Annotated in this window: 3 protein-coding genes; 1 reads left to right on the top strand and 2 read right to left on the bottom strand. The window is 61.2% G+C overall.

What is annotated here, in order from left to right; all coding sequences use genetic code 11:
• Positions 1–12 precede the first annotated feature (12 nt).
• Together BOP96_RS20180 and BOP96_RS20175 are read right to left on the bottom strand one after the other, a co-directional pair.
• The gene (locus BOP96_RS20180; protein WP_073453823.1) at positions 13–5193 is read right to left on the bottom strand and encodes a dermonecrotic toxin domain-containing protein; all 5181 of its coding nucleotides are present in this window, start codon (positions 5191–5193) and stop codon (positions 13–15) included.
• A 192-nt stretch (positions 5194–5385) separates the two neighbouring features.
• On the bottom strand, positions 5386–8475 hold the full coding sequence (locus tag BOP96_RS20175) for a transglycosylase domain-containing protein (protein WP_073453822.1): 3090 nt from the start codon (positions 8473–8475) through the stop codon (positions 5386–5388).
• Between the two features lie 181 nt (positions 8476–8656).
• Here BOP96_RS20175 and BOP96_RS20170 point away from each other — a divergent pair, with 181 nt between their 5' ends.
• Positions 8657–13249, top strand: coding sequence for a hypothetical protein (locus BOP96_RS20170; RefSeq protein ID WP_073453820.1), 4593 nt, complete (start codon positions 8657–8659; stop codon positions 13247–13249).
• Positions 13250–13512: the final 263 nt, after the last annotated feature.

Here is a 13512-nt window from a genome sequence, read left to right as displayed (position 1 = left end):
GCCAGGGCCGCATCAAGCCCGGTTTTTACGTGCTCCGGCCCGGTTCAGCGCAACACGCGTCAGATCTCGCAGCCACTGATTGTGCCGGTACCCCAGCTCATTGAGTGCTGTGTCGTACTGTGTTGAACTCATAGGGTTGCCGGATAACACGCTGTCTTCGTCCAATCCCAGGGCTTGCGCCAGGCCGCGCAGTTTTACCCGCTGGGCTTGCCGATCAATCTCCGGCAGCGTCTGTGACTGGGCGTATTGCGCTTGCAGTGCCTGTAATTCATCGAGTTGGAGGTACTTCAAGTCGAAGGCTGTGTCATTGTTCCATTTGGCGGTGGGGTTGTGCTGCTCGAGGTAACGCTCCCAACCTTTGTCCAACAGCATCTGGTTCACCAGCCCGTCACCCTCTTCCAACCTGGCTACTGCGGCGGCCACCTTTTCGATCTGCGCGGGGGTTACATCGGCGAGAGTGCGGTAAGTCATATGGGTCGATAGCCACGGCAGGTCCAGCCGGTCTGCCAGGGTGCTGCGATAGGCTAAGTGAATGCCGGCCTCGTCGACCTCGCCATGCTCGCCGTCGATGACCTGCGACCATAGCCGTTGCCCCAGCCCGCCCTGATCTTTGGGTTTGAGGCGGTGGGCGATGTCTTCACCAATGGCTTTGCCCATATAGGCATCGCGCGCGGCTCCGCGGGCCAGCACCACCAGCCTGGCCTCGAGTTCTGCCGGTGTGGTGCTGGTTCGATAGGCTTCGCTGGCGAGTACTTCGACGCCCAGTTTCTGGAATATCAGCGCGCCGGCGTCGGGGCACAAGCCGGGGTAGCGAGTATCCTTGAACACGCGCTCGCGCAGGTCGCTGTCGGCTTCGACCGCCCTCAGCAGGCGCCATACCCTCTGGCTCAGCTCAGGCCGGTTGTTCTGATAGGCCAGGCGGTCTTCCTCGGCCTGGAACTCGTCCGGCTCTTCGAGCGATTTGATCACCTCAAACAGACCTTGAGAGCCGGGTTCCTTTTCAATCGCGTCCCACAGCTGCCGGTGCTGCTCATGCTCCTCAGGCTTGATGTCACTCAGCCAGGGTGCGCTTTCACCTCTAGGCGCGTAGAAGCGCAGCGGGTCCAGCCCCACAGACTCGCGGTATTCAGCGAGCAAGTCCTGAAAGTCCGAGGTGAGCCTGCTCTGGTCCAGGCGGGTACGGGCAATGATGTCGGCATCATCCGAACCTGGGGCGACATGGGGTAACTGGGTGATCGGGTTCTCGCTCAGGTCCAGTTGGAACCCGCGCGCGCGTGAGCGACCGACGAGCCCGACGGGCCAGTCCTTTATTTGCGTATTGCGCAGGTTCAGCAAGGTCAAGGCCGGCATTTGGCTGATATCCGGTGTTTGCCCCAGTGGGTTGCCGGCCATCTCAAGCTGTTTGAGACGCTTGAGCCGTCCAAGTGTTGCAATGGCGGCATCGTCCAGAACCAGGGCATTTGCTTCCAGATGCAAGCGTCGAAGACGTTTGAGCTTGCCCAGGGTCGCAGGTAACTGGGTGAGCTGGTTGTGACTCAGATCGAGGTCGCGCAGATGCGGGAAATTGTCTAGAAAGGCGGCGTGGTGATCGGAAAAATCACAACCACGCAGGTCCAGGTCGCTGATGTGGTTCAGTGGCACGTTAAGGGTGGGCAGTTCGTCGGGCATGGGCGTATTGAACAAGTCCAGAGCGATACCGCCGCGGTGTTCGAAGCTTTCGTCCAGATGCACCGTCAGGCCATTGCTCCAGCCATCATAGAGGCGGGTCGCGACTTGCGCCCGGCGTTTGCGGACTTCCGGCTCCAACAGCGTGCCCGCCCTGGGCGTCGGACCCTTTATGTAGGCGTCGAGCTGATTGAACAACTGCTGTTTTTGCGACTCCATCTGCATCAGCGTTTGCTCGCCTTCGGCTGTGCTCATCGTGATTGATAAGCGTCGAACGCTGTCGTTGCTCATCGCGGGCAGTAACTGTTTGATGCGTTCTTCAATGGTTTTGGGTTGCATGTCATAACTGTCGACCCGGGACATTTTGCAGGATGCGCCTCCGCCCAGCAGCACCTCGGTTTCGGGAGCGGGCCGCATGCGTAAGGGCGGCTCAGCCAATGCCAGGCGTCGCTCGGCCGGTGCCTGGTTATGTTCGATCACCCACTGCCTGAGCTGTTCACCTTCGCCGACGGTGTAGGGCGGGGCGCGCTGCGGATCCTGCGCCAGGGTCCAGAGCAGGGACTCGTACAGCGTGGTGGCTGGGTTGAGTGGGTTGGCATCGGCGTCGAACACGGTGTAGGTCCCGTCTGCGCTGCGTACCAGTGTGCGGGCCTGCGGCGCGTCGGTTTCACCGACGCTGCAGCGCAACGGGCCGGTGGGGCTGTTGTCCCGGATGTCGATGTTCAGATGGCTGAACACGTCGCTGTGCAGGCGCAGGGTATTGAGCACCAACCGTTCGCTGTGCGCCGAGGGTTGCCGGGGAGGGTAAAGCCCTTCGACAGCGCGGCTGGCCTGATGGTCGAAGTCCAACTCCCGTGCCAGGCTTTTGAGGCGCAGGGGCAGGCGCTGTGTGTCGTTCATCACCGTTGTTTCTTCAGGCCAGGCCTGCTTGAGCAACGCGTTCGCACTGCTCAGCGCCAGCTCGGGAAAGTCCTGGCGCAACAGGGCCACGTGTGGGTCGCTGCTGGCTTGGCCCAATTGGTAATGACTTTTGGCGACATGCCCGCCATAGCCCTCTACGTAGTTCGCCAGTTTATTGCGCAGCGCCTGGGCCTGTTGAGCCTGGGGCAAGGTTTCACCCAACAACGTATTGACCTGAGGTTCGTCCAGAAAACCCAGCACCCGCTCGGGCAGCCTGGCAGCCATCACGTCAGCCAGGCTGATGCGCAGGGTATCGACGGGCGCGGCGTGGGTATCGCCGTATTTGCGCGACTCGCCGCTCAGATCGCTGTTGTGAAACACCTCCAGGGCTTTGCTCGGCGGCCAGCCGGGGAGGTCGGTAACGGCTTGTTCGAACCAGTAGGAATAGGGGGCGAGTGTCTGGCCCGTACGTATTTTCTGGACAGACGCCTGGGCGAAACGGTCTGCGCTAAAGCGTTCGATGCTGTCGGCCAGCAGCGGCGGGGCCGGCTGGTTGCGCACATACATGTGGCGCAAATGGTCTGGCTCGCTGCCGCTGATGATACGGATCTGTTCAAGCTGCTCGTTGGTGAGCGCCTGGGTGGCGGGGCTGATGCGGCGCATCAGCGTGTGATCGTCCCAGCTGCGCGGTTGTTCGCCTTCATGTACCCAGGCGCCGTGACCATTGAAGCGCACTTTCGGTTGATAGGCGTGTGGCCGGCGGGGGTGCACGATTCGGTGATGAGGCAACTGCGGGTCCGGTTCTACCTGGTAGTGATGGTTGGCGTGGGCCAGCCAGTGTTTCTGGGCATGCTGATACAAACCCTGTGTATCAGCGGCGATGCCTTGGGGCAGGCTGATGGTCTGCTGGTAAGGCGAAAGATCGGGGTTCCACAAGCGCTTTTCACCGCCATCCAGCGTCACCGGGTGCAGGCCCTCGACGAAGGGCGACAGCTTAAGGGTGACAGCCTGGCCGACAGTACCGGCCCCCGCCCAAATGCCTAGTTGCACCACCGTTTCCACCACGTCCATGACATGCCCGATGGCTTCCAGTCCGTTGCCTTGCGCCCAGTCAACAATACCTTCGAACACATCGCTGGCCACCTGGTAGGCGGTGTAGGCGAGCATCAACTCCCCCAGGAACGGCACGAAGGGGGTGACCACCAGGAGCGCCGCATTGAAAATATCCGAGAGGATCTTGCCCAGGTTATTCCACCAGGCCCAGCGCGCCATCAAGTCGGCGTAAGCGGTGCTGATCGCCACGTCCCGGGTATCGTTGACAATTTTATTGACGTTGACCCGGTACAGGTAGTGCCACAGCGTGTCAGGCTCCGAATGCCCGGAAGGCGCTCGGTTCTCGTGGTCGTCAAAAATGTTTTGCACGCTGAAGTGCAACCGCGGCGTGTCCACCGCGATGGTTTGCCAACTGGGGCCACTATCGGTGCGCTTCTTTTCGTGCCACTGCACCTTGAACAGGCGGCTTTGCAGCTCGGCAAAAAAATGCCCGCGTTGTTTATGGTCGACAAATCGACTGAAAAACTGACGGTAGGTGGTCTTTGCAGGCGCTTGGCCGTGGGCATCCAGGGTGGCGGTGCTGTCGCGCAGTTGGCGCGTCAACTCATTCATGAATTCAATCGGCGAGGGGTACTCCTTCAACGGATGCTCCGGGTCTTCAGGAACATAGGCAATCAGGCGTTCGATGTGTTTGTCGCTGCCCTGTGGCGCGGCAATCAGCACGATACCGCTGAGCCGGGCATCCAGCAGGCTGAGGTTGTAGTACTCCACCGGTATGCCGTCCAACGCTGGGTCGGGCTTGTCCTCGACAATATCGAACAGCAGACGTCGGGCGTCCTCCTGGATATGCTGCTGCGACCAGGCGATGCAGGCGGCGTTTTTCAGCGTGGCCTTGTCGCAGGCAATCACTTTGCGCCGTAGCGTATCGGCCTGGACTTGATTGCCGAAGCCAAGGGTGCGCAATAACCGTGTCTGGTATTGGCGGCCTATATCCAGGGTGCGGCACAGATTTTTGAATACTTGCGCGGTCAGGGGCTGGCCGCTGGTATTGGAGGTGAACGTCAGGAGGGGCTGCTGGCCACGGGCGTCGGGCTTGGACAAGAACCCATAGTCGGCAAACTGCTCGCTGGCGGAAAAGTTATGCAGAGCGGCGTCCAGTAACGTTACGGTCCGGCTGGTTACGCCTTTGCGAACGCCAATGACCCACCAGCTTTTTTCGGCGGGGGCATACAGGCGAATGAACGTGTTTTTTACATCAATGTCGCCGTATTCACGCAAGGCCTTTTTGAGCAGAGGCTCTGCGAATGAGTACACGTCCTTGATGTATTTGAAGTGTTCATCCAAGGCATTCCTGGCGGTCCACTGCTCGGCCATGGCCTCTGTGGAAACCGTATCTGCGCGCGTGTCGAGCGAGTTGAGTCGGGTGTAGACAAAAGGGCTTGCGGCTTTCAGTGCGCGAGCGCGTGTCAGCGTGGTCGCGCTGAGCCAATCTGGAATGGAGCGCTGGATAACATCAAAGTGCATACCCTTCTGGGCATGGCTCGCAGCGTGTGGGGAGGGGCGTTCGAAGAACATGGTTGTGTTGCCTTGAGATGAGTAGTGGGGGGTCAACCCGATCTACACTAATCACCCTCATGAAACGTTCAGGCATACATAAACACTACTTGGCCCCTCCCTGGAAAAATCAAACGCAGGGCTCGAGAAATGGGCGTTTTGGATCAATAAGCCAGGAGCAAGCAACAACGGATTACCACTCTGGCGCGGCGCTCATCGAGGCAGGCATGTGCTCTGACTCTCACCTTGCAGATAAGGCATCAATATCGGGGCCATGCCTTTAAGCACTTGTACCGGCAACGCCGAGGTGAACTTGAAGCCCTGCGCCGAGCTGCCCGGTACGAACGCAGTGAGTGTGCCGAAGTGGCGCTCGCCGATGTAGAACACGAAAGTGGCGGTGCGGTTGATCGCCTTGGAACTGATGATACGTCCGCCCGAACCGATCGCTTCGATGCGGTTATCGCCGGTGCCGGTCTTGCCGCCCATGGCCAGTGGTGTGCCGTCGGCCTGTTTGAAACTGCCGGCGACGCGTTTTGCAGTGCCGGCGTCCACCACTTGGGATAACGCGCCGCGCAAGGCCGTGGCAACTTCGGAGGGCATGACACGATGCGCCCGGTCGGGGTCGTTGATCACGCGGGTGTCGTACGGTGTACCGGCGGCAAAGTGCAGGCTGTCGATGCGCAGTACCGGGATGCGCACGCCATCGTTGAGGATGATGCCCATCAACTCGGCCAGTGCGGCAGGGCGGTCGCCGGAGCTGCCGATGGCGGTCGCCAGGGACGGCACCAGATGGTCGAAGGGGTAGCCTACGTCCTTCCAGCGTTGATGAATCTCCAGGAACGCTTCGATCTCCAGCATGGTGCGGATACGGCTGTCACGTGCGCTCTGGTGGCGGCTCTTGAACAGCCAGCTGTAGACCTCCTGACGCTCGAACTGGCTGGCCTTGACGACTTCGCTGAACGTCGCCTCCGGGTGGTTGATCAGGTAGCCCAGCAACCACAGGTCCAGGGGATGCACCTTGGCAATATAGCCCTGGTCGGGCAGGTCGTAGGCGCCGGGGCCGTAGCTGTCATAGAGTGCATCGAGGCGCTTGTCGGTCAGCGTCTGCTCGCCCTTGGTGCCGGCCAGGCGCGCGCGCACGAAGCTGTTGAAGCTGTCGCGGCTGGCCTCCGGCAGCAGATAACGGTGGACCGCGGCCAGGCGGATCGCCGTGGGATGCAGGCTGTCGAGGAAGGTTTCCAGGCGCGCCTGGGTGTCCTTCTTCTGGTATTTCTTCCAGAACTTGAGCAGGAACGTGGTGCCTTCGCGGTCGGCGAATTGCGCCAGGTATTCCTGACGGCGCGGCTCGTTGTCGTCCTTGAGCAAATGCGCGCTGTTGTTGGCACTGGTGTAGGTGGTGTAGCGCACCAGATCGCGCATCAGGCGGATAAAGGGCAGGTTGATCGATTCACGCAGGGCGTCGCGCAGGGTCGGGTTGCGGCCATTGTCTTCGTTGCGAAAGTTATGGAAGCGGTGCAGGCCACCACCGGTGAAAAAGCTCTCGCCCGGGCTTGCCGAATAGGTGCGGTCAAGCGCAGCGTCGAGCATGTCGGCCAGGGATTTGCGGGGGTTTTGTAGCAGGTAATCGACGGCCCAACGGCTGATGCGGTCCTGCTCCGCAACCTCGATTTTTTTCAGTGCCGCAGGTGTTGCGGCGCCGTAGCGCTCATGCAGTTCGGCGACGATTTGCAGGTAAGTGGTGAGCACCCGCAGCTTGGCGGTGGAGCCCAGTTCCAGTTTGCTGCCGTTGTTGATGTCGAAGGGTTGGTCCGTGTTGTCGGTCTGTACCCGTACCCGTGCGCCATCATCGGTGCGCTCGAACAAGGTGAAGCTGTAGCGTACCTGCGGGGTACTCGCCGGGGTGAGCAAGCGCTCGCCGAGTAACCCGACTTCGGCGGCATAGTCAGGGGCGGCAAGGCGTTTGAGGTAGGCGGTGACTTGCTCTTGCAACTGGCCCTGCAAAGTACTGGTGGCCGACAGGTCCAGGCGGTCCAGGTCGTACAGTGGGCGGTCGAGCAGGGCGGCCAGGCGGCTGCGCGCGACGCTGATACCTTTGTTGGTCTCGACTTTCTGCAGGGTTGGCTGCTGCTGCCAATCACGGTAGCTGACCTTGCTTGCCAGCGCCGCCGTCACCCACTCGGCCGGCACCACACCATTTTGCGCCAGCAACCGTAAGTGGCTGTCGGTCAGTTGCACCAGGTCGTCACGGCCCTTGGTCAAGTAATAGGAGGGGCGGCGCTGGGCGATGATCAGCGAGAGCACTTGGCGCAACGCCAGGCCGCGCGCTGCGAGGCTGGCCGGGGTTTGTGCGGTGTCGTTCAAGGCCCGGTTGACCTGGGCAAACTCGGCGCCGTACCACACCCGCAACCCCTCGGCGATGCCATGCACTTCGCCGTGCCCAGGGACCGCCGACAGGGGCACGCTGTTGAGGTAGTCGCGCACTACGTTTTGCCGTGCGGTGAGGGTGTCGGGCCCGTGCTGGTAGGCGCGTACGCTGGCGGACAGCATCTGGCGGATCTTTTCGCTGCCCGACGGGGTCAAGCCGTCCGGGGAGTGGCGGTACTTCTCCAGTTGCGTCGCCAGGGTACTGCCGCCCGCCGATTGCCCTGGCAGGTGCAACTGACGGGCGACTTGCGACCAGGCAGCCTTGGCAAAGCGCGGCCAGTCCACGGCGGGGTTCGCCTGGGGCGGGTCAGGGTCGAGCAATTGGCGGTTTTCAATGAACAGCAGGCTGTGGACCATCAGCGCTGGCACCTCGTTGAAGTGCTTATACAGCTGAGGCGGATAGTTGAATTGATAAAGCGGTGCGGCGCGGCAGTCGGTGATGGTCAATCCGGCTTGCAGCTTTTCGGCATAGGGAATGAACAGGCCATGGCGGCTGTAGTCCATCAGCGCGTCGGAAAAGCGCGCCTGGGATTCGATCAGATAGTTGCGCTTGAGCAGGCGCGGCAGGAACTCACCCAGGGCGCTGTAGCCCAGGCGCCGATCGAACGGACCGTCGCCGGGGTACACCATGGCATCGCTGGCGCCGGGGGCCACCGTGTAGGTCAGTTGGGCCGCCCACTGGCTGAATGTGCGGGCTTGCCAGTGGGCCGTGTGCATTTCACGGGTGGCGGCAAACCCCAGGGCGATCAGGGCCATTAACAGAATCATCCAGTAGAGCCGGCGCCACGACTGGGCGGGTTTGAGTTTTTTTGCCAGCGGCGTGGCTGACGGGCTGTCAGCTTGCGCCTGGTGTGAGTCGGTTTGCCACAGTGCGCCCATAGTCGATTGACCATTCTTATAGATTGATCGGACTTGTCTGAAGCGTAGACGCTGATTGACTGCTCTACGAAGTTTGTAGGGCGCTAAAGATCGAGTCGTCAGACGGGAGAGTAGATAACTACCGCGTCGCCAGGATGGCAGCGGGTAGCGTTCGTGATTTAAACCATCATAGAGCTCTGCCATGACCCTTTCCGACACCGCTTCAGGCTCGCCGCGCCAAGCCACCATTGAGCAAATCCAAACCTTGTTCGGCGAGCCGCCGAGCCTGCTCACAGTCGCGAACGACAGTGTTCAGGCTTATCTGGACGAGCATTTGGGCGCGGGAAAATGGCAGGTTGGCTTGATTTACATCGCCACCTCGACCGATGACGACGACGCGCTGGCCTACCGGTCTTTGCCCGAGTGGGTGCTGCAACGCTTGGCCAGCAGCAAGCCCTTGCTGTTGGTGGCGGACTATCACGTCGTGGTGCAGCGCGTGCGGGAAGTGTTTGTGGTCGGTGGCCCGACCCTCAGCGAGCTGGAGCCGCTGCTCAATCGCTGCGGCGCGGGGTTGTTGGGGGCGTATGCACAGCGCTTGCAAGCCTGGTGGCGTGAGGCGTTGCCGGTGGAGATGACGCGTTGGGGCTACCTGTCAGATGATCTGCTGACGTTGCTGTACGATGCCGGCAAACCACCTGGTTTCAATGACGAGGGGTTTGCCCGGCTGTTCCCCAAGACCCTGCTGCACCCGACGCGGCCCGACCGCGAGTGGAGCGCCCACGGTGAGGCGTTGTGTGTACAGGCGGTGTTCCTGGCCGGCGCGACGCCGCTGATGTTGCCGTTGCTGATCCTCAGCCACGGGCAACAGACGTTGCTGTTCAGCCCGGCCAGCGGTGTTCATCCATTGGGCAGCATTGACGATGTGGCGGCGCTGTTACCGGCCTGTGTGCCCGAAGACGCCGACACTGAGCAGTGGTTTGCCCAGGACGTGGAAAGCGATCCCTTCGATGCGTTGGCCGCCAGTTACCTGGCGCTGCAGCTGCGAGAAATCGATCGCATCGACCGCAACCTGCCCCTCGCGCCGGGCCAGCACCAAGCGTTGCTTGCGTACATCACCAACCCCCACCGCTGGTTTGTTGCGCACCTGAGTGCAGGCCAGCGCAAGCTGCGTGAGGCCCTGCCGTTGTGGCTGGTCCATGCCAACCGTGACGACAGCATCACCTACGCACGTCTGGTCCAGGCGCTGGTGCTGGCCCGTGAGCACAGTGGCGGGCAACATTTTCTGGACGGTATTGATTCAATTCAGGTGTTTGCCGACCGGGCCTTGCGCACTTGCCTGCAAGCCGAACCCGCCACCAAAACAGTACGGCCCGCCGACGTTCAGTTGACCTTCAACCGCGTGATCGCTGCGGCGATTCCAGTCCCAGGGGGCTTTGTCGCCGGTGAAGTCGACCCGGTCACGGTGAGCCTGACCGAGCTGGCCCTGGAAAACCTGGCCGGCTTCCCGCACACCGTCACCGAGATCACCCTCAAGGGTGCCCAAGCCCCCGAGTGGTTGACCTATGGCCTGCTTCAAGGTTGTGTGGAAAAAGCCGATGTGGGCCAGGCCTACCCGGATCTATTGAAGAAAAAACTGCTGGATGACCCGTTGGAACGCAGTCGTCGCTCAGGGTTGTTCACCCGCCAGTTACGGGTGCAACTGCCGATGCTGGCGCTGGAACTGAAACTCAAAGGTGAGCACGGCCTGACTCAGGAAGGTGTCGACCGCCTACAGGCCGCGTTGCAAGCCAGCCTTGCCGAGCGCAAGGTGCAAGGCCAGACGATGACGTTGTGGCCGCTGGCATTCAAGGCTTCGCCTGAGGCTGCGCAGGATGTGGTCACTAATCACTTCATCATTGGGCCGGCTACCGGGAGCGCTGGCGTTCATCTGCTGTACCGGCCCTTGCTCAAGCCGATGTTGCAAGGGTTCGAGTCGATCAAGGCTTTGTTTGACGCCATCAAGGCTAACGGCCCGCTGCAGGATGACGTGCTGACGTGGCTCGCACCGGCACGCCAGGCGGTGTATGCCAACGGCGGCTTCCTTGAACCGCATATCCGCCGCTTTTTACCCGGTGATGAATTTACGCTGTACGAGAAACCTGCCCCGGTCCAGCTCAGCAAACAATTGAACGACGAGGACGCTTGCAGCGTGGTCTTTGAGGGCACGGCCCAGGCCCTGGTGGCTCTGGCTGATCGGCAATCGATATCGAATGCCGAGCAGCGCTGGGCCAGGCTTAAAGAGGTGGGGTGGCTGCTGTTTGGCAGCGTGCTGCCGTTTGCCAGCGGGCCCTTGCAACTGGGGGGGTGGCTGGTGCAACTGATCGACAGCCTGCAGCAAGACATTCAGGACTTGGCCAGCCAGGATGAACAGGTCAGGAACAAAGCGGTCATGGACGTGTTAAGCAATCTGATGGTTGTCCTTGCCCATCAAGCCACGCCCCATGATCCTTTACCGCCATTGCAGCTGGAGCATCCGGTGTTCGCCCCCCTGGCCCGAGCCACTGCCACCACCAGGGTGTCCACACGTGGCGCACCGCCCGCGACGTTCAGCTCGCCGACCCGTTGGAGTAACGCCCGCGATACCCTGACCGCCGCGCAACATGCACGGGCCCGTACCTTGAGCCTGGGCGCGTTCTCAGGCGGCTGGGACCACGCCGAGTCAAGCGGCCCGCGCCGTGGCTTGTTGCGTGACACCGCTTATTCGCCGCCGCAATGGCGAGCCTTGGTGCGTGGGCATCTTTATCGGGTGGTGGACGAGTCGGGCGCGTGGCGGGTGATCAGCGCCGATGGTGCCCAGAAAGGGCCGTGGCTCAAGCCGTTGGGGGACGGGCATTGGGATTTCGATGGGCGCTTGCGCTTGGTCGGCGGCAATGCCGATGCGGCGATGGAGGCTCAGTTGCAGGCGCTGGAGCTTTCACTGCCACGCCTTGAAGAACAGTACCGTGAGGCTGGACGTTCGCGTGCCAAAGCGGCTGCCGCCATGCAGGTGGCGCGCAAGCTGGTGGTTGAGTCCAAAGATAAAATCGACGCCCAACAGCTTGCCAGGCTTGAGCAGCGTTACCAGCAGGAACTGCGCAACAAGGTCGAGTTTTCCGAGAAGGAACTGCAACTGCTCATGCGTCTGCGGGCAATCAAGCCCCGTCCCCGTTACGAGGAAAATCTGTGTGAAATACTCGAGTCGCTGATTCTCACCTTGCGATTGATGGACGCTGACACCCGTGAGCGCATGATCCAGATCAATCGGCGGATCAAACCTTTGTTGGATCTGCTGCAAGACGAAACCGATGACGAAGCCGGCTCCGACCTTAACCGTCAGGCCCATGCCAACCTGAAAAAAAACATGCGCGAACAGGTGGCGGCCGAGGACGCAGCTATCAGCAATCGCAAGTTGGAAAGCGCCTATATGGAGCAGTTGAACAGCGTACCGCGCCTGGGCCGTGACAAAGCCCGGGCGCTGGACGCACAGCTGCCTTCGCGCCCCTCCATTCTGGATTTGCAGGCGTTGCAGGTCACCACGCTGTGGGGCATCACCATCGACATTGAAGGGCCGCCCCTGGAAGTAGAGTTTTTCGACAGCTTGAACCGGGTGATCAATCGTGCCCGTTGGGCCAGCCGCTCCCTGGCCGAATTGGAGAACCTGACCACCACTGTTGAGGAGCGTATCGAACTGCTTAAAAGCCTCAGTCATGTCTACGCGGTGACCGACGACCATATTCAGTTCTGGCGAGCCATGGCACCGGACACCTTTGACTTGCCCAACCTGGAAAAACTGCAGGCGCTGTTGGCCGACCTGCACCAGCAAGCCAATGGGCAACTGGCTGATCTGCTGGCACCGTTGCCTGGCGGCAGACAACCCAGACAACCCAGGCCGCCCAGCGCAGCAGGGACGCGGGTCAAAAAGATCATCCGCACCCGTAACCGGGATGTTTATGTAGCACGCATCAAGACGCCAGCGGGCACGGCAGAGCTGGTGGATGACACAGGCAGTGTGCTTGCCACCTTCACCGAGGCTGAAGACGGCATATGGGAGCCGGTTGAGCCTGCGCCCCGGCGCACGGCCAACCCACAATTGGGCGCGCTGCTGAACAAGGGCCAGCGATTGTTGGAAGATGTCGATATCGCCATCCTAAAGGTGCAGGCCATGGCCAGCCAATGCGAGCCTTCATCTCTGCAAGCCTTACTGGCGGCTCAGGCCAACAGCCGGCGAATGGTCGCTGCGGATATCGACAAGAAACTGCTGACCTTGAACCCGTCACGGCTGAAGCCTACCCAGCAAAACACGGCGAGAGTGCGTGCCACCCAGTTGCGTGCCGCCGCGCTGCGGTTGGACGCAGCGGGTGTGGAGGCGCGGGTGCGCGCGAGCAAGCTGAAGTTGAGTCGCGCCGAAGACGTGGACTTTCTGCACGGGCTCAATGAAGTTCGCATCGTTCGCCAAGACGCGCGCGTGCCCATCAAGGACAAAGCCCGGGATTTTATCCAAGTGTATGTCGTGCTGGATACGGACACTGGGCTGCCCCTGTGTTACGCGCATTTTCACTATGAAAACCGCCAGGGGCCGGACGACCACTACACCGCTGCCCACCTCAAGAGCCCTGAACAGGAACGCCTCGGGCGCCAGGCCCAGGCCCAGGCCGAAGCCCAGGCGTTCGCGCGGATTCGCACCGGCCAGACCGGCCGTGTACAGCAGACCCTGGAGATCGAACGGGCGAGCATTTCCAGGCTGTTGGCGCGGCGTTTGTTCTTCAGTGTTGACTGACTGCCAAGGTGGGCTCGCTCGCGCCTGCGGCGGATGAGCGAGCCCAACCGGTAACAGGTTATGCAATACTCTGCGCCGTTTTACCCTGGGAAGGCCGGTTTAGAGGCCTGGTACTTCCCCCGCCCAAGGACTTTTTTACGGGGCATATCGCCAAATTTGTGTGTTTATAGAGGGCGGCGGCAAAAACTGAGTGCAACACCTGACCTTTCCGGTACGGTGCTGCCCCTATGTCTTATACCGAACTCAGCGTTGAAGAGCGCGCC

This window comes from Pseudomonas sp. FSL W5-0203 (assembly GCF_001896155.1).
Classification (GTDB): Bacteria; Pseudomonadota; Gammaproteobacteria; order Pseudomonadales; family Pseudomonadaceae; genus Aquipseudomonas; species Aquipseudomonas paracarnis.
Note: the sequence above shows the minus strand (reverse complement) of the source record. Positions and strands in the feature narration are given on the sequence as shown.